The following is a 24,779-nucleotide window of genomic DNA, read 5'->3' as shown; positions in this document are numbered from 1 at the left end:
TGACCAATCCCCAATCCCCACTCCCGAATCCCCGCCCATGAACACCTACCTCGTCGGCGGCGCCGTCCGCGACGCCCTGCTCGGGCAGCCGCCCGGCGACCGCGACTGGGTGGTGGTCGGCGCCACCCCGCAGCAGATGCTCGACCTGGGCTACAAACAGGTCGGGCGCGATTTCCCGGTGTTCCTGCATCCACACAGCGGCGAGGAATACGCGCTGGCGCGCACCGAGCGCAAGTCGGGGCGTGGCTACCACGGCTTCGTGGTCGATGCCGATCCGTCGGTGACGCTGGAGGAAGACCTGCAGCGCCGCGACTTCACCATCAACGCGATCGCCCGCGACGAGGACAGTGGCGCGCTGGTCGATCCCTACGGCGGCGCGCGCGACATCGAACGCCGCGTGCTGCGCCACATCGGCCCGGCGTTCGGCGAAGACCCGCTGCGCGTACTGCGCGCGGCGCGCTTCATGGCACGACTGGCGCCGCTCGGCTTCAGCGTGGCGCCGGAGACCATGGCCTTGATGCGCGAGATGGCGGCCAGTGGCGAACTGGACACGCTGGTGCCCGAGCGCGTGTGGCAGGAACTGCGCCGCAGCCTCGCCTCGGCGCAACCGTCGGCGTTCCTGCGCACCCTGTACGACGCGGGCGCGCTGCGCAGCGTGCTACCTGAGCTGGACGCGCTGTACGGCGTGCCGCAGCGCGCCGAGTACCACCCCGAGATCGACACCGGCCGCCACCAGGAACTGGTCAGCGACATGGCCGCGCGACTGGCACCGGGCGATGCGCTGATCGGCTTCGCTGCGCTCACTCACGACCTGGGCAAGGCGCTGACGCCACCGGAGGAATGGCCGCGCCACCTGATGCACGAGCAACGCGGCCTGGCGCCGCTGCGCGCACTGTGCGAACGCCTGAAGGTGCCGCAGGAGCACCGGCAACTGGCCGAGATCGCCTGCCGCGAGCATCTGAACGTGCATCGCCTGGACGAGCTGCGCGACCGCACCGTGCACGAACTGCTGCAGCGCTGCGACGGCTTTCGCAAGCCCGAACGCATCGCGCAGCTGGCAACGGTGTGCGAGGCCGACAAACGCGGCCGACTCGGCAGCGAGGATGCCGACTACCCGCAGGGCCGCGCGTTGCAGCGCCTGCACGCAGCGGCCCTGGCGGTCAACGCCCGCGATCTGGCCGCGCAAGGCCTGAGCGGCCCGCAGATCGGCGAGGCCCTGGCCAAGGCGCGGATCGCGGCGATCGCCGCGGCGCGCCGCGCATCCGCAGACTGACGCGGCCGGGCCTTGCGCCGCATGCCGTTCCGCAGGTACGGCGCGGTTTTCGCCTGATGAACGGCGGTTCGAAGCGGCTGCGGGGACGCGAAGCGCTGCGTTTGCAGCGGCTGGCCGAACGCGGCTCGCGCACCTCGACCACTGCGGCTGTTCCAGGCCGCGGGCCTCTGCCCTTGGTCAACGGCCCAGCCCTGACTGACCGGGAAACTGGATCACCACGTCGTTGAGCGGCAACTGCGACCGGCGATCTTCGATGGGCGAGGCGTGCCATGGCTCGCCCTGCCCAAACAGCTGGGCTTCGGATTCGGTGCCGAGATAGCCGAAGCGCTCGAACGCGTACGGCACGCCTTCGGAACCTTCGAACGTAACGGCATTGGACAGCTGAAAGTGCAGATGCGGCGCCGCGGAATTGCCGGACTGTCCCAACTGCGCGAGCACTTGTCCCCGCTGCACCCGCTCGCCCGCTTTCACCTTGAGGCTGCCCCGGCGCAGATGCGCATAGCTTGCGAACGTGCCAGGTGCGATTTCCAGCACCACGTAGTTGCCGAACAGGCCGTCACTGGTGAGCGAGGCGGGTTCCGGTTGCGCACTGAGCGGCTGGTGTTCGGCCTCGCCATCGCGCGCGCTGCGCACGACGCCGTCGGCCACGGCAAGCACGTCCGCGCCGTAGCCGATCCAGTCGGCGTAGCTGGATTTGCGGAGGTCCTTCACGCCGGCTCTCAGCACGTGCCCGGCATCGTCGACACCCACCAGATCCAGGGCGTAGCGCTGCGGAATGGTCAGTTGCCCGTTCACCGCCACCAGGCTGCCCCAATGGTGCGACTGGGCGGCACCGGGGCCTTCGTGGGCCAACCAGCGGCCGCCGCGCAACGGCGCGCCGATGACCATGGGCTGCGCATCGCCGACCTGGACGGTGGCGCCGTCGAGCATGCTGCTCGCATGGGCGTCCGCGGTGAAGTGGATGCGGTGACGCAAGCGGTGCGGCACCGGCACCCCCGCCGGCAGGGTCAACCAGACGAAGAACACCGCGCGCTTGCCGGGGAGGATCGCCACCGGCTCCTGCGCCGCCGGCGCAGGCTTCACCACGTGCGACAGCTGCTTCGCATCCAGTACCAGCAGGGGCGTGGCCGCATCGTCACCGAACACGTCCAGCCCCTGCGGCGCCAGCGCGCCGGAATCGCCATAGAAATTGGTGACGTGCAGCTCATAGGCCAGATGCGTGCGTCCGTCGCTGCCGGTGAACGCAGCGGGCGCGAACGGGACGCGCGCTTCCACCGGCGCCAAGGCGTCCTCGGCACGGGCGGCGGAAATGCCGGCGATTCCTGCAAGCAGGAGCACCAGTGCAGCGCTGCGAGTCATTCGATGCACACTCCTGGCAGATGCATGGAGCGCGGCGAGGACCGTGCGTCCCTGCGCCATCGCTGCGTGGAAACCGATGACCAAGCTTGCCGACGACCCAGGCCGGCCGCAAGGTGTCCTTCGGCATGCCTACCCAAAGCGGGACAGCACCCGCTCCACGCCAGGCAGCGCTTGCACCTGCACGATGCAGCAGCGGCTTCTGCGAGGACTCGCTCGCGCTGCCACTCCCACGAGCGCGCTTCCCGGAGCGAGCAGAGGCGCCTTTCCGCCCCGACCCGCTGGCCATCACCGCCGCCGCAGCCGACATCGCACATCCGGATGACCGGCGCATCGCCGGAAAACGCGGCAACGGCAACTTCGCTGCCGTCGATCGGCGCACCGCCGGCCCAACGACCGCTACGGCACCTGGATCGCCTCTCCGCTGGCCACGACCACCGTGGCGATCTGCGACGCGGCATCGCGGCTGTCCACATCGGCCAGCGTCCCCAACAGCGTGCTGTTTTCCTGCATCTCCAGGGCGTCCCGGTAGCGCGCGTTGGCCACATCGACCAGTTGCAGGCCGAGCTCGCTGGTACGCAGCGCTGCCGCGTCCAGCACACCGTCCAGCAGCTGCGCGCCCTGCAGGGCGACGCGCGCGGCGCGCGCGTTGGCGGTATCGCCCAGGTCGACGACGCCGGTGAATCCCTCCAGCGTGCCCGCCGCGTCGATCACCTCATCCATCAACTCGCCATACACGAGCGACACGCGCTGGGCCGACGCCGACAGCGCGCCGCCGGCGTTCGCGCTGCGCCGCACGCGCAGTTCGGCGCTGGCATCGCGCGCGTCGACCAGGTCCAGCAGTTCATCGACCAGTTCGCCCTCGACAATGTCCAGCGCCTGGACCCGGGCGTTGCCGGCATCGGTCATGTCCAGGCGCAGGTCCGCCTGCGCGAGCAGGCCCTGCAGGTCGAGTGCTTCGTCGATCAGTTCGCCATGGGCGATGGTCAGGGCGTCGCCGGTGACATTGCCGCTGTCCGCGAACGCGATGGTGAGCGTACCGCCGTCGAAGGAGGCGGCATCGATCGCCTCGTCGATCAATTCGCCCTCCTCGATCCGCGCCGTCATCGCATCCAGATTGCCGGCATCCTCGAACCGCACCGCCAAGGCCGCGTCCTGCACCGCACCGACGTCGATCGCTTCGTCGATCAGCTCCCCATCGACGATCAGCGCATCGGCGGCGACGGCGTTGCCGCTGCGCAGCAGCGTCACCGCGACGTCGGAGGCGAGCAGATCGGCGGCATCCAGCGGCTCATCGATGAGCCCGCCATCGCGGATGCGTACGGCGCCGGCGAGGCTGGCATTGCCGGCATCGGTCAGGCGCAGGTCGATCGCCGCGTTCTCCACGCGCTCGGCGTCGACCAGTTCGTCGACCAGCACCGCGTCCTGGATCTCCAGCGCGCGCGCATCGACATTGGCGACGTTGGCCAGCCCGATCGCGATCTGCCCACCCAGCCACGGCCCGGCTTGTAGCGTCTCGTCCAGCAACTGGCCGGCGAACAGACGCACCTCGGTCGCCGCCACGTTGGCCATGTCGTCGGCCTGCACGGCGACGCGGCTGCCGCGCAGCGGATGCGCGACCAGCACGCCCTGCAGGCGGCCACCGCCGATCGTCAGCGTGCCGCGGCCACCGAGGACCCGGTCGCTGCGCTCCACGGCGACCGCGAGACAGGCGCCGTCGGCGGCCGCGACCGCCGCATCGCGTGGCGCGATCAGCCGTTCGCTCAAGCTGCCGCCGCCCAGATGCAGGTGGCTCTGCGGCGTCTGCAGGCTGACGTTGGCCGCATCGCGCAGTTGCAGATCGATACGCGCGCCGGCCGCGATGGGGCCGTCGATCAGCGTGCCGATCAGCGCGGCCTGCACCGGCCCCACCGGCGCGCGCAGCGTGCCATCGGCGGCGAGCGTGTCCTCGCCCAGGGTCAGGCGCCCGTCCAGCGCCACATTGGCGCTGTCCTGCACCAGGATCGCCAGCGTGGCGTCCGCGCCGACGCTATGGACCAGCGTCGGCAACAGCGATGGCTGTGCCAGCCAATGCGCATCCTGCACGGTCTGGTTGGCCTGTCCGCAGATCGCGATGGCCAGGGCCTGCCCTGCCGGCACGTCGAGCGGCTCGGCGAACGCGTAGGGCTGCCAAGGGCCGGCATTGCGGGCGACGAAGCGCCCGACCGCGGTCGGGGCGGCGCAGACCACCGGCAACGCCGGCCGCCGGCACGCTGCCGGTGTCGTCGCGGCCCAGGCCGGCCAGACCGCGGCCCACAGCAGCAGCGCCAACCCGGCTCCGCTGCTGCCAGCACCGAACGGAGTCGGCCCGTTCCTGTGCGAGTGCCGATGCAGCAACTGGCGTGCGCCACGCGGCACGTCGGCGACAGTTCCCCTCCAGCGCAGGCGACAGGCCAAGACAACGCGCGATACCCCGCTGCACCCCTGTTCGCCGCTGCCGCGAAAACGCGGCACGATCGTACGTACGATCCGCATGACGATCCCCCCCTGTGGCGATCGCCTACGAGCCTACCCCATGCAGGCGAGAACATCGCGCCAGGGGAGCAGAAGACTTTTAATCTTTTGGCTGGCAGTACCGCCGCGCGGAGAACCCCGCAGTCGCGCCGACGCACCGCGCCTGGCGCTCAATCCTCGGCGACGAAGAATGCGAAGAAGTCGCGCTTGTGTCGGCGAAGGCGCTGACCAGCTTGCCTGAGAGAATGCGCTCGGCGCCGGCAGGGACTCGGCACAGCGCAGCGCAGCCGCCATCGCTGCGCTGCGCGATGCCGCCTACTCCATCGCGCCGGCGATCCAGGTGTGGCGGACCTGCAGCGCCTCATCCAGCAGCACCAGGTCGGCCTGGTAGCCGGGCGCGATGTGGCCGTAGCGGTGGTCCAGGCCCACGCACTGCGCGGGGTAAAGCGAGGCCATGCGCGCGGCTTCTTCCAACGGCACGCCCAACCACTGCACGCTGTTGCGTACCGCGCTGGCCATGTCCAGCGCCGAGCCGGCCAGGGCGCCGGCGGCATTGCGCACCACGCCGTCGATGGCGGTGATGGTTTCGCCGTACAGGTCGAACGCGGGGCTGTCGGCGCCGACCATCGGCATCGCGTCGGTGACCAGGAACACGGTGCCGCGCGGCTTGGCCGCCAGCGCCACGCGCAGGCTGGCCGGATGCACGTGCACGCCGTCGACGATGACGCCGCACCAGGCGTTGCGGTCTTCCAGCGCCGCGCCGACCACGCCGGGATCGCGCCCCTGCAGCGGGGTCATGGCGTTGTACAGATGGGTGAAGCCGCAGATGCCGGCGTCCAGCCCGGCACGGGTCTCTTCGTAGCTGGCGGCGGTGTGGCCGGCGAACACGCGCGCGCCGGCCGCGGCCAGGGTGTGGATGCTGGCCGGCGGCACGCGTTCCGGTGCCAGGGTGATCAGGGTGACGCCGTTGTCCAGCGAGGTGGCCAGCGCCAGTTCCTCGGCGTCGGGCACGCGGAACTTGTCGGCGTTGTGGGTGCCCTTGCGCGCCGGCGCCAGGTACGGCCCTTCCAGATGGATGCCGAGCACGCCCGGCACGCCGTCGGCGATGGCCTGGCGGGTGGCGGCGATCGCCGCGCGCATCACCTCCAGGTCGTCGCTGATCAGCGTCGGCAGGTAGCCGGTGGTGCCGTAGCGGCGATGGCCCTGGCCGATGCAGCGCAGCGCCTCGACGTCGGTGCGGTTGTTGAACAGCACGCCGCCGCCGCCGTTGACCTGCAGGTCGATGAAGCCCGGCAGCAGGCTGCCGCCGCCCAGGTCGTGCTGCACCGGCGCTGCCGCCACGCGCGGGTCGGCGTCGTCCAGCAGGGCGAGGATGCGCCCGCCCTCCAGCAGCACGCTGACGCCGTCGAGGAAACCGTCCTCGCCGAGCACGCGGGCATTGCGCAGCGCCACCGTGGTCATCAGACGGTCTCCGTCACTTTGTTCAGATGCGGCGGCAGGTCCGGGTTGTAGCCACGGCGCAGCGCCAGGGCGTTGATCGCGCGGTAGAAGCTCTGGATCGCCAGCAGCGGCGCACAGGCCGGATGCGGCGCGGCCACCAGCGGCAGATCGCCGCCGGCGCTGGCCAGCCACACCTGCGCGCCACGGCCGCGGAACTCCTCGGCCAGGCGCCGGGTGCCCTCGCCGGCCTCGTCCGGCTGGTCGAAGGCCAGCACCGGGAAGCCCGGACCCACCAGCGCCATCGGACCGTGCTTCACTTCCGCCGAGCTGTAGGCCTCGGCATGCAGGCCGCAGGTTTCCTTGAACTTCAGTGCCGCTTCCTGCGCCGCCGCCAGGCCCAGGCCGCGGTCGAGCACGAACAGGTTGTGGGCATCGACCAGGCCGTCGGTGAGCGAGCGCCAGTCGGCCTGCCAGGCCGCGCGCAGCGCCTGCGGCAACTCCTGCAGCGCGCCCAGCAGCGCCGGGTCGTTCTTCCAGTGCGCACCGAGCTGCAGGATCGCCGCCAGCGAGGCCAGGTAGCTCTTGGTCGCGGCCACGCTCTTCTCGGGGCCGGCGCCGAGCGGGATCACTGTGTCGGCCAGTTGCGCCAGCGGCGAATCCTCGACGTTGACCAGGGCCACCACGCGCGCGCCGGCATCCTTGGCGGCCTGCGCATTGCGCAGCAGGTCCGGGCTCTTGCCCGATTGCGAGATCACCAGGTACAGCGCCCCGCGCAACTGCAGCGGTGCCTCGTAGACCGAGCCCACCGAGGGCGAGGCCGAGGCGGTGACCACGCCGAGCTGGGTCTCGAACAGGTACTTGGCGTAGGTGGCGGCGTGGTCGGAACTGCCGCGCGCGCAGGTCACCACGAACGGCGGCGGATCGGCGCGCAGCGAGGCGGCCAGTGCGGCCACCGTGGCGTGGTTGCGCTCGAACTGCGCAGCGACGACCGCGGCGGCTTCCGCGGCTTCGCGGAACATCAGGGTTTCGGTTTCGGAGGGCAGCGCCATGGGCAGGGTCATGTGGGGTCGGGGGAGGAGGAACGGCGGGAATGCGGCTGGGAATGCGGCTGCATGGGCGCAGTCGAGCCGCGCACCACCAATTGCGGCACGAAGCCCTGGTTGTGCACCGGCGCCGGATGGTCTTCGTAGGCATCGCTGCGCAACTGGCTGATCAGCAAGCGCGCGGCATGGCGGGCGATGTCCTCGGTGGCCTGCTTGGCGGTGGTCAGCGGCGGCCACGACTGACGCGAGAACGGGCTGTCCTCGAAGCCGGCGATGGACAGGTCGTAGGGCACGTTCATGCCCGCCGACTTGGCCGCCGCCAGCACGCCGGCGGCGATCTCGTCGTTGGAGCCGAAGATCGCCGTCGGCGGTTCGCGCAGCGCCAGCAGGCGCCGCGCGCCGCGGAAGCCGTCGTCGAAGGTGTAGTCGCCGGGGATCACCAGGTGCTTGTCCAGGGTGATGCCGTAGTCCTTCAGCGCCGCCTCGTAGCCGGCATAGCGCTCGCCGCTGGAGCGGTGCGAGGTGCCGCCCCACAGAAAGCCGATGCGCTGGTGGCCGAGCTGGATCAGGTGTTCGGTGATCGCGTAGGCGGCGTCGCGGTCGTCGACGTAGACGCACGGGCCGTCCTGCGGATCCTCGGTGGCGGCGATGATGCGCACGGTCTTGATCCCACGCGCGGCCAGCGCCGCGACCAGGTCGGCGCGCTCGGACATCGGCGCGGTCAGCACCAGCCCGGCCAGGCGCGAGCGCTGGGTCCACTCGGCCAGTTCCTCGGCGAGCATCGGCGCGGTGGAATCGCAGGGGTGGATCTGCAGGCCGAAGCCGGTCTCGCGGCAGGCGGCGAGCACGCCGTTCTGCACGCCGATGATGTGGTACGGATTGGGGTTGTCGTACACCAGCCCGATCACGAACGGGGTGCCGCTGCGCAGGTTGCGCGCCGACGGATCCGGCTCGTAGTCCAGTTCGGCGATGGCATGCAATACGCGCGAGCGCGTGGCCTGCATCACCGACGGTTCGTTGTTGATGACCCGCGAGACGGTCTTCAGCGACACCCGCGCCCGTTCGGCGACGTCTTTGATGGTGGGTCTGCGCATTGGATAGTTTGCCGAGTTGGGGAAAAGCGCGTCAGCTCGCCGCGCCCTGGCCGACGCGGTGACCGCGCAGCGCAAAGAACAAGATGTAGAGGTAGCAGGCGATCATCAAGCCGGCGAAGACCACCTGGAAATCGAAGAACTCCTTCAAATGGGCGAACAGCTGCGGAACCGCGGCGCCGCCCACGATGCCCATGATCAACAATGCAGCGCCCTTTTCGGTGAACTTGCCCAGGCCCTTGATGGCCAGGGGGAAAATGGCCGGCCACATGATGGCATTGGCGAATCCGAGCGCTGCCACGAATGCCACCGACACGTAGCCGCTGGTCAACATGGCACACAGCGAGAAGACGATGCCCAGGCAGGCCGAGAAGGACAGGTACTTTTCCTGGGAGATGTACTTCGGGATCAGCACCAGGCCGAGCAGGTAGCCCGCCAACATGCAGGCGAGCGTGCCGATCGTGAAATATTTCGCGTAGTCGAGCGACAGACCGAGGCTCTTGCCATAGATGCCGATCGCATCGCCCGCCATCACCTCCGCACCGACGTACACGAAGATGCACAACGCGCCCAGCCACACATGCGGAAACGCAAAGATGCTGTCGCGGTTGCGCTCGTCCGATGCCGACGCGTTCGCCTTCTCGGGGCTGATCTCGGGCAAGGGCGAAAACAGGAGGGCGACAGACAGCACGGCGAGGACGCCGGCGATCGCCATGTACGGGCCGTGGATTCGGCCAGCGAACTCCTGCAGCAGGATTTCCTTCTGCGCAGGCAGCACCTGTTCGATCTGGGTCGAAAAATCCTCCATGCCGTGCAGGACCACTTTCGCCAGGCCATAGGTGGCCAGCGCTCCGGCCACCTTGTTGCAGATGCCCATCAGCGCGATACGACGCGCAGCGCCGTCGATCGGCCCGAGAATGCTGATGTACGGATTGACCGCGGTCTGCAGCAAGGCCAGGCCGCCGCCGATGATGAAGATGCCGCTCACTGCGCCCACGTAGGAACGGTCATTGGTGAACTGGCCGAAGATGGCGGCACCGATCGCCATGATCAGCAGGCTCAGGGCCAAGCCCTTCTTCATCCCGGTCAGCTTCAGGATGAACGAAGAAGGCAGCGCCAGGCAGAAGTAGGAAATGTAGAACGCGCTCGGGATGAGGAACGCGAACGCGTCGCTGACGTTGAAGGCGACCTTGGCGAACAGGATCAACGGCCCGTTGATCCAGGTAAAGAAGCCCATGATGAAGAACAACAGGCCGACGATGGCGATGGAGGCGTAGGGACTGGCGGGCCGTGCGGTGGTCATGGGCGGGCGTGCTCCGGGAGGGCGCGGGGTTCGGCGATCAGCGTCGCAGTTCGGCGACGAAGTCGTAGTAGTCGTTGTGGCAATAGGTGTCGGTCAGTTCGATCGCGCTGCCGTCGCGGGTGTAGCCGACCCGCACCACGTGCAGGATCGCCTCGCCTTCCTTCATGCCCAGATGACCGGCCAGCCGCGCCGGCAGGTTGATGGCGCGGAAGTACTGCAGCGCCCGCACCACCGGGGTGCCGCGCTCGTCCAGGTAGGTGTAGAGCGAATCGGCGATGGCGTGCGGATCGGGCACCACGTGCTGCGGCAACACCGCCTTCTCGTAGGCCATCACCCGGCCGTCGGCACTGCGCAGGCGCGTCAGCGCCGCGACCACCGTGTCCGGCGATAGGCCCAGGCGCAGGATTTCCTCGCCGTGCGCCGGGCGCGTGCGCCGCTCCAGCCAGCGCGTGCCCGGCTCCAGCCCCTTCATGCGCAGGGTCTCGCTGAAGCTGGCCAGGCCGCTGAGCTGATGCTGGATGTGCGAAGTGACGAAGGTGCCGGCGCCCTGGCGGCGCGACACCAGGCCTTGTTCGACCAGCGCATCCACGGCCTGGCGCAGGGTCACTCGCGACACCTGCAGGTACTCGCACAGTTGCCGCTCGGCCGGCAGCGCCTCGCCCGGCTTCCACTGCCCGCCCTTGATCGCCTCCACCAGCTTGCTGGCCAGTTGCAGGTACAGCGGGGTCGGCGCGTCCGGATCCACGGCCAGCGCTTGCAGGCGGGGATCGGCCTGCGGCTTGGGCTTGGTCATGGCGCGCTCTCCAGTCCGCATGAATTCGTTATGTCCAATATAGTACCAATTCGCGGTCCGTGCACGCCGGGCTACAGCCGCAGGTACAGCCGCCGTCGATCCATCCACCAGCCCATTCCCCAGCACAGCAAGGTGTAGGCCAGCGCGCAAGCCAGGCTGCCCCAGGGGCCGGGCAGCAGCCGCTGGAACACCTCCACGCCCAGCCACTGGTACAGGTCCATGCCGCTCGCACCGGCCGGGATCAGCCGCAGGCAGACCACGAACAGCTCGGAAAACAGGTAGATCGCCAGCGGATTGCGCCCGAGCACGGTGAAGAAGCCGCTGCCGGCCCGCCAATGGCGCACCTCGATGGCCCACAGCAGTGCGCCCAGCAACAGCAGGTCCAGGCCCACGGTCAGCAGCACGAACGAGCCGGTCCACAGCTTCTTGGCCAGTGGGAACCACGGCTGCCAGGCCAGGGCCAGCAACGTCAGCGCGATCCCGGCCAGCAGCAGCCAGCGCACCGTGCGCGCCTGCTTGCCGGCGTGGCGCACGTACAGCCCGGTCAGGTAGCCGGCGATGACGTTGACCGTGGCCGGCAGCGTGCCGAGCAGGCCTTCCGGATCGAATCCGCCGTCCTTGCGATACAGCTGCGCCGGGTCCAGCAGCCACAGGTCCAGGCGCGTGCCGGCGTTGCCGAGCTTGCTCAGCTCCGCGCCCGGCTGTCCCCACAGGTACAGCGCGCCCCAGTAGCCGAGCAGCAGCGCGACGCAGGCGCCCAGCAGGGCGCGCGGCGACAGCCAGCGGCACAGCAGCGCGGCCAGCGCGTAGCACAAAGCGATGCGCTGCAGCACGCCCGGCACCCGGGTCTGGTCGATCGCGGTGAAGCTCCAGTGGCCGTCGGCGCCCTGGTGCACGAACGGAAACCAGTACATCAGGAAGCCGAGCAGGAAGATCAGCGCGCTGCGCTTGCCGACCCGGCGCAGGAAGGCGCCGAGCGGCTGGCCACGATCCAGCGCGAAGCTCATCGCGTTGCCGACCGCGAACAGGAACGACGGGAACACCAGGTCGGCCGCGGTGAAGCCGAACCACGGCGTGTGCCGCAACTGCACGAAGGCATCGGCGCCGGCGCCCGGCGTGTTGACCAGGATCATCAGGAAGATGGTCAGGCCGCGGAACACGTCCAGCGACAGGAAGCGCTCGCGCGACGGCGCCGCGGCGGAAAGACCAACGGGCACGGCGCTCATGGCGCATCCACCTGTTGCAGCAGCGTGCGCACCGCGGCGACCGGATCGGCCGGCGCCTGCCGCGCGTAGGCCGTGTCGCGCGCCACCCAGTCGCGCTCCCAGGCGCGCAGGCGCTGCTGCAGCTGCGCCTCGTCCACGCTGCCGCCGGCGACCGCCGCGTCACGCAGCATCTGCAGCGCCAACGTCCAGCGCGGCAGGTAGTAGTCGGCGTACATGCCCTGCCAGGCCTTGGACGCGTAGTCGCCGAGATTGCCCTCGCCGCCCCACACGCTGACCTGCGCCTTGGCGTCGCGCCGGTAGTACGCGGCATCCTGCGGCGTCTTGGCATAGTCAGCCGCGGCGTCGAGCCAGCTCGACAGGGTTTCCTGCTGGCCGCCGACCAGACGGTCGAGTTGCGTCACCGCCTCTCGCACCCGCGCCGCCGCGGCGTCGCCGGCCGCGACATCGCCGCGTCGGTAGGCGGCCACCGCCTGCTGCAACTGCGCGTCCACGCGGCCGGTGGCGTAGTGGCGGGCGAAGTCGACCAGGTCGTAGCGATACAACGGCGCGTCGGCGTATTCCGGCGCCAGCGCCAGCAATTGCTGCAGGGCGCGGCGCAACCGTGGCGGATCGCCGGGGCCCCCGTCGAAGTCGCCGATGTCCAGCGTCGGCCGCTTGAACAACAGGTAGGCGCCGGCCCGGCTGCGCCACCAGCGCGGCGTCCAGTAGCGGGTCGACAGCACCGAGGCCTGCAGATCGTCCCAGGCCGCGCGCAAGGCCGGCGAGGTGTGTCCGTAGCGGGCGCGGGTGTAGTCGTCGAGCCAGTCCTGCAACGGGCGCTGCTGTGCGCCCCAGGCCAGCGCGTACATGTATTCGTAGACCACCGAATTGGTGTGCAGCCCTTCCGGGAACGCGCCGAAGCCGACCAGTTGCTGCTTGTCGTTATCGGCGAGCAGTGCGCGCAGGTCCTGCCGGTAGAACGCCAGGTCGCCGTATACCGGATTGCTGCCGCCGTAGTTGTGCACGTAGCCGTAGATCCATTGCTTGCCGTCGAACGCGTCGGAGAGCTTCCAGGTCCCCGGGTAGCGGTCGTTGCCGATGTCCAGCACCAGCAGCTTGTCGTTGGGCACCTCGCGCAGGAACGCGGCGATCGCCTGCGGCGTCCAGAAGTGGCGGTCGGCACCGAACAGCCAGCCCTGCATCACCCACACCGCATCCGGATTGGCGCGATGGATCGAGGCGTACAGCGCGCGGCCGTATTCGGCCAGGCGCTTGTCGCGCTGCGCCGGCGGCACCTCCGGCGGCTGCGCCTTGGCCGTGTTGGCGGTGCTGTCGCCATAGCTGGCCAGGCGCGCGTCGCTGCCGTCGGCGGCGATCGGCGGCAGCATCTCGTTGAACGCATCGGCCAGATAGTAGGTGCCCTTGCCGTAGGTGCGGTCGTAGAGCTGGATGAAGCGTTGCGCGATCTGTGCGAACAGCGGATCGGCCGGATCCAGCCAATAGGTCTCGTGGAAGCCCTCCCACGCGCGCATGCGGTAGATGCGTGCCTGCGGATGCGCCTGCGCAAACGCCTTCGGCACGTAACCGGCGAAGGCCGGCAGCACCGGCTTCATGCCCAGTGCGCGCATGCGCTGCAGGATGCGCAACTGCAGCGCATGCTTGTCCTCGATCCATTGCTGCGGCAGCGGCGCGTCGTAGCCCTCGATGTTGCCCATGCGCTGCCACGGCGCGAACGCCGGGCCGGAGAAGTACTGCGCCAACTCCGCATCGGCCACCCCGAACTCGCGCCACAGCGCCTGCCACACGTACTCCTGGCCTTCCATCGCCAGCGGCATGTCGATGCCGTGCAGGGCCATCCAGTCGATCTCGCGCTCCCAGCGCGCCCAGTCCCACCACGGCGTGGTGTAGCCGTAGGTGCAGACGTTGAGGTAGGCGCGGTGCGCGAACGGGGTGGCCGTCCGCTGCCCGCGGAAGTCCGCATAGGCCGCAGGCAAGGCGATCCGGCTGCCTTCCCAACTCACCGATGCCGCGCCGATCGACTGCAGATAGCTGTAGGCGCCATGCGCCAGCGCCACTTCGGACGACCCGGACACGCGCAGCGCGCCGGCCTCGGCGGCGACCTGGTACCAGTCGTTGCCGCGGCCGCGCGGCTGCCGTTGCAGCTGTAGCTCGGCCGCGCGCGGGCCGAGCGTGCGCAGCAGCACGCCGCGCGCGGCATCGCCCTGCGCGTCCTGCACGTCCTGCGCCGCCGCGGCGGACGCGACCGGCACCAGCAGCGCACAGGCCAGCAGCAACAGCACAGCATGCGTGCGCATCGACAGCGCCTGGACGCGGCGCAGCCCGACATGGCCATGCGGGAAGATCTGGCGGAAAGCACGTTTCATTGGCTCAATACTCCACTGTCGCGACATCGTCGAAGCCGAACGGCGTTCCGGCCGTCACCTGCATCACCACGGCCAGCACGCGTTCGCCGGACGCCGGCGGCAACCGAAGGGACACCGGCTGCCCCGCGGCCACGCTGGCGACCCGCTGCCGGTCCAGATACACCTGGACCGCGCCGGTCGCGCGGCCCAGCCGCAGCCGGCCGCCGCGCTGCTGGATCCCGGCCCAGGGCGTGAACGCGGTCCGATACAGCACGTAGCCGTCGCGCTCGGCGCGCGTCTCCAGGTTGCCCGGCTGGCAGAAGCTCCAGCTATTGTTGTCGTTGGGCGCGCGCGGCAGCGCCGGATCCGGCGGCGCGGCGAACGGCAGGGTATGCCGCCAGCCGCCCACCACCATCGCCGCGGCAGCCGGCGGCAACGACAGCGGCGGCGGCGCCGCCTCCAGCGCGATGCTCGCCTGCGCCGCCCGCAGGCCCGGCGCGCTTGCCTCGATGCGCAGCCGGCGGCGATCGCTGCCGGCCTCGACGATGGCCTGCGCCAGGCCGTTGAACAACTGCACCTGCGGCACGTTGTCGGGCGCATGCCGGTTCGGGTCGCCGTTGCCGACGCCGAGCAGGCGCCCGCCCTCGATCTGCAGCGTGATCTGCGCGTCGGCGAACGGCACGTGGCGGCCTTGCGCGTCCACCGCCTCCAGGGTGATCGGCTGCACGTCGCGGCCATCGCCGCGCATGCGCAGGCGGTCCGGGGTCAGCCGCAGCGCGACCGGCGCGCCGACCGTCTGCACCCGCTGCCGCGCGACCTCGCGCCCGTCGCGGTACGCCACCGCTTCCAGCACGCCGGGCGCGTACACGACCTGCCAGGTGTTCATCGCGATCCGGTCCACCGCCTGCCGCCCCTGCGAGCGGCCGTTGAGCCACAGCTCCACCTGCTGCGCGTTGCAGAACGCCATCACCTTGATCCGGGTGCCCTCGCGGCCCGGCCAGTTCCAGTGCGGCAGCAGCTGCAGCACCGGCGCATCGTCGATCCACTGCGCCTGGCGCAGCCAGTAAGCGCCCTTCGGGAAACCGCACAGGTCCATGATGCCGAAGAACGAGGACACCGAGGGCCATTCGAACGGGGTCGGCTCGCCGCGATAGTCGAAGCCGGTCCACACGAAGCCGCCGGCCAGGTACGGCCGCTCGTCGATCAGTTTCCAAGACTGGCGATGGGTGTTGCCCCAGGGCGCGGCGACCGAATCGTCCTCGGCGATGACGTGCGCCTCCATGTCGGTGAACCAGGCGCCGCGGGTCTGGAATGCGCTGGTGTCCTCGCTGGACAGCAGCGGCGTGTGCGGCATCGCCGCATGCACCCGGTCGTAGTTGAACTGGCGGTAGTTGAAGCCGACCACGTCCACCGCATGGGACGCGTTGCGCTGGGTCAGCATGCCATCGTTCATCGCCGCGGTCACCGGGCGGCTGTCGTCCAAGGTGCGCACCAGCGCCACCGCGCGGCGCACCATCTCGTAGCCGGCGGCGGTGCCCTGCATCGGCTCTTCGTTGAACACCGACCACAGGAACACGCAAGCGCGGTTGCGATCGCGGCGCACCAGCCAGCGCAGTTGCGCCGCATAGTCGGGCGCGGGATTGAACACGCGGTTCTCGGCCATCACCAGCATGCCCAGCCGGTCGCACACGTCGAGCAGTTCGGCGGCCACCGCGTGGTGCAGGCGGATCGCGTTGCAGCCCAGCGCCTTGAGCCGGCGGATGCGGAATTCCAGCAGGCTGTCCGGCACCGCCACGCCGACCCCGGCATGGTCCTGGTGCAGGCAGGCGCCCTTGATCTTGAGCGGCCGCTCGTTGAGGAAGAAGCCTTGCTGCGCATCGAAGCGCAGCGTGCGAAAGCCGATCGCGCATTCGCGGCGGTCGCGCTCGCGGCCTTCGCTGCGCAGCACCGTCGCGAGCCGGTACAGGTGCGGCGCGGCCACGTCCCAGCGCTGCGGCCGCTCTACCTGCAACACCACCTGCGCCTCCGCCTGCGCCAGTGCGCCGGCCTGCAGCGCGGTACTGCCCTGCGCCACCACCGTGCCCCGCGCGTCGTACAGCGTGGTTTCCAGCCGCGCCGCATCGGCCTGTTCACCGACATTGGCGACGGTGACCGTCACCGGCAGCGTCCAGCGATCGTCGGCCCCGGCGCGCGGCACCGCATGCACGCCGTCGCCGACGATATGCAGGGCATCGCGCACCGCCAGCCAGGTATGTCGGTAGAGCCCGGCGCCCTCGTACCACCACCCGTCCATCGCCTCGGCGTCCACGCGCACCGCGATGGTGTTGAGATCCTGGCCATAGCGTGCGATCGCACTGATATCGATGGCGAGGCCGTCGTAGCCGCTCCAGCCGCGCGCCATCAGCAGGCCGTTGACCCACACCGTGGCGCGGCTGGCGATGCCGTCCAGGCGCAGTTCCAGCGCCTTGCCGCGCTGCGCCTCGTCCAGCCGCAGGCTGCGCCGGTACCAGGCGATGCCACGGCGGCGATAGCCCTGCGCCACGTTGGCGCTGGCCTCGATCGGCTGCTCGATGGCGAAATCGTGCGGCAGCCGCAGTTGCCGCCACTGGCTGTCGTCGAAATCGCCGGCGGCCGCACCCCAGGCCTTGCCGGCCTTGGCGTTGTCGTAGCTGGCGTCCTGCCCGGTGATCGGCGGAAACGGGATGTCGCCTTCGTGGAAACGCCAGCCCTCGTCCAGGCAGAACAAGCCGGGATCGGCCGCCAGCGTCAGCCCCGGCACGGCCGCCACCGCGGCGGCGCCGTTGCCGGCGATGCCGGCCGCCGCCGGCGTGCCGGCCCAGCTTCCGCGCGGCAGCGCCAGCAGCAGGCCGGCGCCGGCGCTGCCGGCCAGGAACGTTCTTCGTTGCATGCGCTTGTCCTCATCGGATCGAGCGCCCGGCGCCACCGCGGCGCCGGGCCAGGGTCGCGCTAGCCCGCAGGCGCGTGCGCCGCCGTCACAGGATGTCCCACTGCATCGACACGTAGAAGCTGCGGCCGGTGACCCCGGTCATCTGCCAGCGGCTGCTGATGTCCTTGTACGCCTCTTCCTTCTTGTTGGTCAGGTTGAGCGCGCCGAGTTGGAAGCTGAGTTTGTCGGTGGCTTGGTAGCCGAGCACCGCGTCGACCTGGGTGCGCGCCTTCATGGTATGGCCTTCGCGGGCGAAGAAGCTGTCGCTGCTGTCCTGCTCGTACTCGCTACGGTGGTTCAGCGACAGGCGTGCGGAGAACATCGCGTTCTCCCAGTAGCCGGTGGCGTTCCAGGTCTTCTCCGACAGGTTGCGGATCTTGAAGTCGGTGTCGCGCTGCGGGATCACCCGGGTGAAGTTGGCGGTCAGGCCGAAGCCGGGGATCGGCAGCCAGGCATCGAACGATTGCGTCCAGCCCAGTTCGTATCCCTTGATCTTGACCTTGCTCGGATCGTTGCGGGTGGCGGTGATCTCGTAGATGTTGCCGCCGCCGTCCACGCAGTCGCCGGCGCCATTGGTGGACAGCGCCGTGCCGTTGAACGTGGCCGGGCAGACGATGCTGTTGAAGGTGCCGTTCTTGACGTTCTTCCAGAAGCCGGCCAGGGTCAACCCGCCGCCTTGCCCGTAGTACCACTCCAGGCTGAGGTCGGCCTGGTCGGCGGTCAGCGCCTTCAGGTCGGTCTGGCCCAGCGACACGTCGTAGGTGGTGGTGCCGCCGGTGTTGCTGCCGGAAGAGATGGTCGTGGCGATGGCGGTGTTGCTGTCCAGGATCGGCCGCACCAGCACCTTGCCGGCGGCCAGGCGCAGCAGCAGGTCCTCGCGCATGTCCAGCACCAGGTTCAGGCTGGGCAGCCAGTTGTGGTAGTCGTACGGCGCGCGCTCGGTGCCGACCACCTCGTTGGCATCCTCGCTGTACTGCGAGGCGGTGGTCAGGTAGGTGTCGGTGGTGCGCTTGGTGTTCTCGTAGCGCACGCCGACGTTGCCGCGCAGGCGCATGCTGCCCAGGTCGGTGTCGATCTTGGCCAGCGCATACGCGGAGAAGATGTCGTTGCGGATGTGGTAGCTGGCCTGCGGCGCGAACAGCACCGGCACGGTGATGCCGGAAGCGGCCAACGCCCTGGCGTAGGCGTAGACGTCCGGTGCCACCCAGTCGCTCTGCGAGGCCAGGTTGCCGTCGAGGAAGTTGCTGACGTTGGAACTGGCCGCCGACAGCTCCGGGAACATGCCGTAGCCGGACACCGCGCCGGAGTTGATCAGGTACAGGAAGTCGCGGCGCCAGACGTTGCGGTCGAAGGTCTCGCGGCGGAACTTGGTGCCGACCTTGACCGCGTCGAGAAAGCCGTTGCCGACGTAGCGCTCGGCATCGAATTGCAGCGACCATTCCTTGTTGCGCAGCGCGTTGATCGCACCGTTCGGGTACTCGTCGCGGACCAGGTTGGCCTTGTTCCAGGCGCTGGCGTCGGTGGCGTCGGCATCGGTGGTCAGCGAGATCGCGCCGGGGTTGGACATGTCGAACAGCGTCGCGGTCGGCTTGCGGCCGAGGATCGCCGCGCGCTCGTCCTCGTCGGTCTTGCCTTCGGTGTAGTTGGCCACGCCGCTGAAGGTCCATGCGTCGCCCTTCCAGCGCGCGTCCCAGGTCAGCAGTTGCGAGGTCAGGTCGTGGCGCTCGAGCTGGCGGTTGTTCTCCAGCCAGTAGTTGGACGCCGACACCTTGGTCGCGGTCAGGCCGTCGGTCTGCAGCACGCTCAGGTAATTGCGTTCGAAGGAGTAGACCAACTGGTTCATGTCGTTGTCGGTCTTGTCCTGCGAGTACAGCGCCGTCAGGTTCATCTCCAGCCGGTCGTTGGGTTTCCACTGCAGCCCGGCGGTGAGCATCTTGCGGTCGGTCTCGCGCTCGATCGAGCGGTAGCGCGGACGGCGCGGGATGTACAGCGTGCCGTCCCCGGTGTCCTGGGTGTACCAGCGGTCGATCCACAGGTAGTCGGCGCGATCCTTGAGCTTCTGGTAGCCGGCGTTGACGAACACGCCCAGTTCGCCGCCGTCGGCCAGATGGAACTGGTCGATGTAGGTCAGCACGCCCTTCGGCGTCGGCGCGCCGCCGGCGAATTCGGAATACTGCTCCTTCGCCGAAAAGATCAGCTTGCGCGCCTTGTAGTCCAGCGGCTTGGTGGTCTCGATGTTGACCGTGCCCGACAGCCCGCCGGCGTCCATGTCCGCCGAGGGCGACTTGATCACTTCGATCGCCGCGGCCACTTCCGGCTGGATAATGTCGTAGCGGAAGCCGTCGGTGAAATCGGCGCTCTTGATGGTCTGGCCGTTGATCGTGGTGGCCGAATACTGCGGACCCAGGCCGCGGATGCTGATGGTCGAGCCGCGTCCGTTGATGGTGGAGATCTGCACGCCGGGAATGCGCTGGATCGCCTCGGCGATGTTCTCGGCCGGGAACTTGCCGATGTCCTCCGACGAGATGCCGTCGGTCATGCGCGCGTCTGCGCGTTTGTTGTCCAGCGCGGTGATCAGGCTCTTCTGGTAGGAACTGGTGACGGTCACCGTATCGAGCTGGGAAATCGAATCGGACGCTGGCGCTTCCTGCGCCTGCGCACCGGCGCTGAGCAGGCCGAACGCGATGGCGCTGGCGAGGACGGACAGGGGACAACAATGCGAACGGGAGCGGGCGACATGTGGCATTGGGCTATCCTGGTTGATGGCTGATCGGCACGACGACGGCTGACATCCAGGGCGGCGATCGGCAGGCAGCACCCTCCATCGCGCCCCACGCGACGCGCAGGGCGATGCCGTCCGTGCGGACACGGAATCGATGAAGCGTTCTGTCTGTTTCCTGCGCCCTGTCTTGCGGGAGGCGCGTCCCCGTCCCTTCCCCGGAACGGGCGACTGCATGTGCTGCTGGACGGATCGAGCCCGAATTGGCAAGGACCAATTCCAGGCGCCTCGATTCTTATGGTCTTAGAAAGATTGTGTCAACGCCGTGCCGCACGAAATCGCACAATGACGCCTGGACTCGCGCGCGGATCCCAGTTAATTTCTTATTTATCAATTACATGCGCGGATAAAATATTTCCGGCGCGGCATTTTCCACGCATCGTTGTCACGATACCTATGCCGCACCAATTGTGACAACGAGACCAATTTTGTGCGATGCCACATAACCGCACTGCATTCTCATCTGTGCACGGTTGCGAACCCGCCCGACCGCTCGCACAACCACTTGATAAGTATGCATTTCTCCCCAGCCGCAACATTCTTTCCGGGATCCACTTCCGATTTTTTGTGGCAAAACCAGAACCAGACAAATTTTCCTGCCAAGACTTGACATCGTTGTCATAGCCTCGTAAGAATCGGCGCACACGGGGGTGTAGCCGCGCATGTGCGGCGCGAAAGCGGGGCCAGGGGAGGCATGTGATCGCAATGATCCGGATGCGCGTACCGCGTGTCGCACGCGGCACTTCGTGGCATGAGCAGAGACAGCGGCCCGCCCTGCCCGGCTTGCGGCCGTCGGCGCATGCCGCGCCAAGCCCCCTGTCGCGATGGCTGCGGCATCTCGCTGTCGGTGCGTGGTCCGATCGACCGCCACGGGCGGCGTCGCCGTCATCCGCACCCGATTCACGCCATCTCGCCCTGAACACGCCGGAGCCCTTGAGGAACGCGCGTCTGCGCGACACAGGCAGCACCCGCCGTCCTGCGCAACGCGACACGGCCTCCGCGTTCCGCATCACCCGGCACTCCAGCCCGCTTCCGCACCACAGGCAGTAAGGCAACAGGCAACTCCGGCACGCGGCCCGACGTCCGCGCAATCGCGTTGATTCATTGAATGATGAGGGAGAGACATCATGCAATATCGCCATTCCGTCTTGTCTGCGGCCATCGCCGCCAGCGTCCTCGCCTTCGCCGCGCAGGCGCAGCAGGCCGATTCCGCTGCCACCGACCTGGACGCGGTCCAGGTGGTCGGCATTCGCGCCAGCCTGGAGAAGTCGCTGGACACCAAGCGCAACAACGTCACCGTGTCCGAGGCGATCACCGCCGAGGACATCGGCAAGTTCCCCAGCACCAACGTCGCCGAAGCGTTCGCGCAGGTCCCCGGCGTCACCATCGACCGCCGCTTCGGCCAGGGCGAGCGGGTCAGCATCGACGGCACCGATCCCAGCCTCAACCTGTCGTTCCTGGACGGCCACCCGGTGGCGCAGGCGATCTGGCTGTACGGCGAGCAGCCCAACCGCGGCTTCGACTACACCCTGCTGTCGCCGCAGATCCTGGGCCGCGCGGAGATCGTCAAGTCCACCGAGGCGCGGCTGACCGAGGGCAGCCTCGGCGGCACCGTGCTGATGCACAGCCGCCAGCCGCTGGACCTGAAGGCCAACGAGATCGCCGGCTCGGTGGGTTACAGCTACAGCCAGCAGGCCAGCGAGGGCAAGCCCAACGCCTCGCTGCTGTACAGCTGGAAGAATCCGCAGGAAACCTTCGGCGTCGCGGTCTCCGCGCAGCACTACGAAGAGCGCGTGGACCGCCAAGGCCTGGAGGTATTCGGCTACGCCAAGGCCAGCACCTTCGCCAACGCCGCTGGCGCGCCCGCCGATGCCGACGTGCCCAACTCGATCAACGCCGCCTGGTTCCAGCAGGACCGCAAGCGCGACAGCGCGGTGCTGAACCTGCAGCTCAAGCCCAGCGACGCGCTGGAGTTCAACCTCAGCGGCCTGTACATCAAGGAAGACTTCGACAACTACAACCAGTCGATGTACAGCTTCCTGACCTGGAACCCGGGCACCGTGGCCGCGGTCGACGCGCTGGGCGACGTGCGCAACGGCGTGGTCAACAGCGGCCATTCCAGCGCCAACGCCAGCGCGGGCGGCGGCACGGTGATCTACGACAACAACGTGCGCCAGTCGCAGGTGACCACCAAGGGCCTGGACCTGCGCGGCGCCTACCGCGGCGAACGCTGGACCTTGCGCGGCCAGGTCGGCCAGAGCAAGTCCGACAACGACCACCTGGCACAGTATTTCATCGAGCCGTTCTACAACGGCGGCTTCCGCTGGGACCTGGATCGCGGCATCCGCTTCGACGATGCGGCGGCCGCGCGCAATCCGGCCAACTGGGGTTCGGCCGGCGGCTGGATCGGCAACAACGGCGTGTTCTCCACCCAGAGCAAGGACCGCTACGGCCAACTCGATCTGGACCTGCAGTTCGACGGCGTGTTCAACCAGTTGCTGGTCGGCGTGCGCCAGGGCAAGCACGACGAAGACTTCGCGCTCAACGTGTACGGCGGCGTCACCCCCGCCACGCTGGCCGACATCGGCACCATCGGCCTGACCGACATCCGCGGGTTCTATCCCGATCAGGGCCAGCACGTGCAGGCCGGGCGCGGCAACGTGATCGACTGGATCCGCAACAGCCCGGTCGACTACGCCAATCCCGACCCGTCCAGCTACCTCAACAACACCTGGGCGCTGCAGCAGACCAACAACGCCGCCTACGTGCAGCTGAACTTCTCCAACGCCGGCCTGCGCGGCAACCTGGGCCTGCGCTACGTGAGCTCCAAGACCGAAGGCAGCGGTTTCGTCTACAGCGGCACGCCGACCCTGCAGGATCTGGACAGCAAGTGGCAGACCCGCTCGCAGACCGAGCATTTCCTGCTGCCGTCGCTGAACCTGGCCTACGACACCGACAACGACTGGGTGTTCCGCTTCGGCGCCGGCAAGGTGATCGCCTGGGCGCCGTACAACCAGATGGTCAACAACACCTTCCTCAACGACACCACGCTCACCGGCAGCGGCGGCAATGCCGGGCTCTCGCCCTACGAATCGTGGAACTTCAATCTCTCGGCCGAGTACTACTTCGCGCCGCAGGCGGTGGTGGCGTGGTCCATCTTCTACAAGAAGATCGACAACTACATCGACACCTCGGCCACCATCGAGCGCCAGTACAACGCGATCCGCGACACTTCGCCGCAGACCTGGGCGCAGATGCTCGGCAGCAACGGCTGCACCGCCGACGGCTATTGCGACTACAGCATCCAGCGCCCGCGCAACGCCGGCGACGGCAAGGTCAAGGGCTTCACCCTCGCCTACCAGCAGCCGTTCGGCGAGAGCGGCTTCGGCCTGTCCGCCAACTACACCTACGCCAGCGGCGAGAACAACAGCGGCAACCCGCTGCCATACCAGTCGCGCAACAGCGTCGCGTTCAGCCCGTACTACGAAAAGGGACCATGGAACGCGCGGATCAGCCTGAACTGGCGCGACAGCTACCTGGCCGGCGGCTACGTCGCCGGCGCCGCACCGGCCAGCGTCGACGCCTACACCGACCTGGGCGCGAGCGTGGGCTACGCGATCAATGCGCAGTGGTCGCTGCAGCTGGACGCGCAGAACCTGCTGGACGAGGAATACCTGCAGTACCTGGGCGACAAGGATCACCCGGTCGGGCGCTACCACAACGGCCGCCGCTACATGGCGACGGTGCACTTCAAGTTCTGAGCCAGCAACGCGCCTGCACCGCGGAGCCATCTCCGCGACGCAGGCGCGCGTCTACCGATAGCGCATGCGCGACCGTGCTTCAGCGCGGAAACTGCACGTGCCCGTCGGCGAAGTACACGTCCTTGTCGCCCTGGCTGGGCAGCGCGGCGAGCGTATCGGTGACCACCTGGCCGCGGATGTCGGTGAGGCGGATTTCCAGCAGTTGCGCGCCCATCTGCTCGCCGACGAAATGGTTGTACGCGGTCTTGGGCAGGCTGATCCAGTCGCCGTTCTTCTTGTATTCGAACTTCACCACCGGATAGCGGTGGTTGCGCACCTGGATCGCCGCCCAGTATTGCGAGCTGCCCTCCTTGATCCGGTACACCACGTTGCCGCTGACCGGCGCGGCCACCACCTGCCAGCGGATCGGGATGCGCCCGGCGCTGGTGTCGCCGATCGCGGCGAAGGCATTGGGCGACAGATCCAGCCCGCAGTCGGCGCCTTCCGGATACAGGTCGGTGACGTAGACGGTGACCGTACCCCGCGGTCCCTGCACCTGCAGGTAGGCGCCGGCCAGCGCCGCCTGGATTCCGCCGTAGTTGAGCTGCGTCGGATTCAACGCGGTGATCGGCGCGGTGGGATCGATGGGATCCAGCAGCAGGGCGCCGCCGGAATAGCCGGAGCTGGTGTAGGTGGCGGTGCCGCTGCAGACATCGTTCCAGGCCGCGCTGGCGGGGGTGGCGCTGGCGGCCAGGCACAGCGCGGCGAACAGGCCGGCGCCGCGCGCGGCACGGGGGGAGTGGCGTGCTTGCATGCGTGTTCTCCTGCACAGGCGCGCGGAGTCGCCGCGCGGCGACCGGGCAGTCTGCCCGGCGCCGGCACTCTAGGCTGCCGCGCGCCTGCCGCGCCTTGCGCGCGGCCGGGAATTCCACAACTTGGCCGACGCCGTAGAC

The 24,779-nt window shown here is 68.8% G+C and carries 14 protein-coding genes; 2 read left to right on the top strand and 12 right to left on the bottom strand.

Going from position 1 to position 24,779, the window contains the following annotated elements:
• Window positions 1-37: 37 nt before the first annotated feature.
• The gene (locus FHR66_RS14020) at window positions 38-1,273 is read left to right on the top strand and encodes a multifunctional CCA addition/repair protein (protein WP_160966838.1); all 1,236 of its coding nucleotides are present in this window, start codon (window positions 38-40) and stop codon (window positions 1,271-1,273) included.
• 177 nt (window positions 1,274-1,450) lie between these two features.
• Here the strand turns inward: FHR66_RS14020 and FHR66_RS14015 are convergent, their stop codons facing one another.
• From FHR66_RS14015 to FHR66_RS13965, 11 genes are all read right to left on the bottom strand, one after another.
• The gene (locus tag FHR66_RS14015; protein ID WP_160966836.1) at window positions 1,451-2,716 is read right to left on the bottom strand and encodes a M23 family metallopeptidase; all 1,266 of its coding nucleotides are present in this window, start codon (window positions 2,714-2,716) and stop codon (window positions 1,451-1,453) included.
• Between the two features lie 312 nt (window positions 2,717-3,028).
• Window positions 3,029-4,939 (bottom strand): hypothetical protein, encoded by a 1,911-nt coding sequence (locus FHR66_RS14010; RefSeq protein ID WP_160966834.1) that lies wholly within the window; start codon window positions 4,937-4,939, stop codon window positions 3,029-3,031.
• 498 nt (window positions 4,940-5,437) lie between these two features.
• The gene (gene nagA / locus FHR66_RS14005) at window positions 5,438-6,583 is read right to left on the bottom strand and encodes an N-acetylglucosamine-6-phosphate deacetylase (RefSeq protein WP_160966832.1); all 1,146 of its coding nucleotides are present in this window, start codon (window positions 6,581-6,583) and stop codon (window positions 5,438-5,440) included.
• On the bottom strand, window positions 6,583-7,611 hold the full coding sequence (locus FHR66_RS14000; RefSeq protein ID WP_160966910.1) for an SIS domain-containing protein: 1,029 nt from the start codon (window positions 7,609-7,611) through the stop codon (window positions 6,583-6,585). The genes nagA and FHR66_RS14000 overlap by 1 nt, the downstream gene beginning before the upstream one ends.
• A gap of 8 nt (window positions 7,612-7,619) precedes the next feature.
• Window positions 7,620-8,699, bottom strand: coding sequence for a LacI family DNA-binding transcriptional regulator (locus FHR66_RS13995; protein WP_160966830.1), 1,080 nt, complete (start codon window positions 8,697-8,699; stop codon window positions 7,620-7,622).
• Window positions 8,700-8,730: 31 nt separating this feature from the next.
• Complete coding sequence (locus tag FHR66_RS13990; RefSeq protein ID WP_160966828.1) at window positions 8,731-9,999, bottom strand: sugar MFS transporter; 1,269 nt, start codon at window positions 9,997-9,999, stop codon at window positions 8,731-8,733.
• A gap of 37 nt (window positions 10,000-10,036) precedes the next feature.
• The gene (locus FHR66_RS13985) at window positions 10,037-10,792 is read right to left on the bottom strand and encodes a GntR family transcriptional regulator (RefSeq protein WP_160966826.1); all 756 of its coding nucleotides are present in this window, start codon (window positions 10,790-10,792) and stop codon (window positions 10,037-10,039) included.
• 71 nt (window positions 10,793-10,863) lie between these two features.
• Window positions 10,864-12,018, bottom strand: coding sequence for an acyltransferase family protein (locus FHR66_RS13980; RefSeq protein ID WP_160966824.1), 1,155 nt, complete (start codon window positions 12,016-12,018; stop codon window positions 10,864-10,866).
• Window positions 12,015-14,312 carry an alpha-N-acetylglucosaminidase gene (locus FHR66_RS13975; protein WP_456361764.1) on the bottom strand — a complete coding sequence of 766 codons (2,298 nt, stop codon included), beginning with the start codon at window positions 14,310-14,312 and terminating at the stop codon, window positions 12,015-12,017. The genes FHR66_RS13980 and FHR66_RS13975 overlap by 4 nt, the downstream gene beginning before the upstream one ends.
• 73 nt (window positions 14,313-14,385) lie before the next feature.
• A complete protein-coding gene (galA, locus tag FHR66_RS13970; protein WP_160966819.1) occupies window positions 14,386-17,268 on the bottom strand; it encodes a beta-galactosidase GalA in 2,883 nt (960 codons plus the stop codon).
• 85 nt (window positions 17,269-17,353) lie between these two features.
• Entirely contained in the window at window positions 17,354-20,053 is a 2,700-nt protein-coding gene (locus FHR66_RS13965; RefSeq protein WP_160966817.1) for a TonB-dependent receptor, read from the bottom strand.
• A 1,160-nt stretch (window positions 20,054-21,213) separates the two neighbouring features.
• Between FHR66_RS13965 and FHR66_RS13960 the strand changes: the two genes are divergently transcribed.
• Window positions 21,214-23,847 (top strand): TonB-dependent receptor, encoded by a 2,634-nt coding sequence (locus FHR66_RS13960; protein ID WP_160966815.1) that lies wholly within the window; start codon window positions 21,214-21,216, stop codon window positions 23,845-23,847.
• A gap of 79 nt (window positions 23,848-23,926) precedes the next feature.
• Here FHR66_RS13960 and FHR66_RS13955 read toward each other — a convergent pair whose 3' ends face one another.
• A complete protein-coding gene (locus FHR66_RS13955; RefSeq protein ID WP_160966813.1) occupies window positions 23,927-24,640 on the bottom strand; it encodes an expansin EXLX1 family cellulose-binding protein in 714 nt (237 codons plus the stop codon).
• Window positions 24,641-24,779 lie beyond the last annotated feature (139 nt).

The sequence above is a fragment of the Xanthomonas sp. F4 genome, assembly GCF_011761895.1.
This window is presented reverse-complemented; position numbering and strand designations above follow the sequence as displayed.

Coding starts and splice junctions, on each gene's coding strand:
- FHR66_RS13985 (WP_160966826.1), bottom strand. CDS start 10,792: ATGACCAAGCCCAAGCCGCAGGCCGATCCCCGCCTGCAAGCGCTGGCC.
- FHR66_RS13965 (WP_160966817.1), bottom strand. CDS start 20,053: ATGCCACATGTCGCCCGCTCCCGTTCGCATTGTTGTCCCCTGTCCGTC.
- FHR66_RS14000 (WP_160966910.1), bottom strand. CDS start 7,611: ATGGCGCTGCCCTCCGAAACCGAAACCCTGATGTTCCGCGAAGCCGCG.
- galA (WP_160966819.1), bottom strand. CDS start 17,268: ATGCAACGAAGAACGTTCCTGGCCGGCAGCGCCGGCGCCGGCCTGCTG.
- FHR66_RS13980 (WP_160966824.1), bottom strand. CDS start 12,018: ATGAGCGCCGTGCCCGTTGGTCTTTCCGCCGCGGCGCCGTCGCGCGAG.
- FHR66_RS13960 (WP_160966815.1), top strand. CDS start 21,214: ATGCAATATCGCCATTCCGTCTTGTCTGCGGCCATCGCCGCCAGCGTC.
- FHR66_RS13995 (WP_160966830.1), bottom strand. CDS start 8,699: ATGCGCAGACCCACCATCAAAGACGTCGCCGAACGGGCGCGGGTGTCG.
- FHR66_RS13990 (WP_160966828.1), bottom strand. CDS start 9,999: ATGACCACCGCACGGCCCGCCAGTCCCTACGCCTCCATCGCCATCGTC.
- FHR66_RS14020 (WP_160966838.1), top strand. CDS start 38: ATGAACACCTACCTCGTCGGCGGCGCCGTCCGCGACGCCCTGCTCGGG.
- FHR66_RS13975 (WP_456361764.1), bottom strand. CDS start 14,312: ATGCGCACGCATGCTGTGCTGTTGCTGCTGGCCTGTGCGCTGCTGGTG.
- FHR66_RS13955 (WP_160966813.1), bottom strand. CDS start 24,640: ATGCAAGCACGCCACTCCCCCCGTGCCGCGCGCGGCGCCGGCCTGTTC.
- nagA (WP_160966832.1), bottom strand. CDS start 6,583: ATGACCACGGTGGCGCTGCGCAATGCCCGCGTGCTCGGCGAGGACGGT.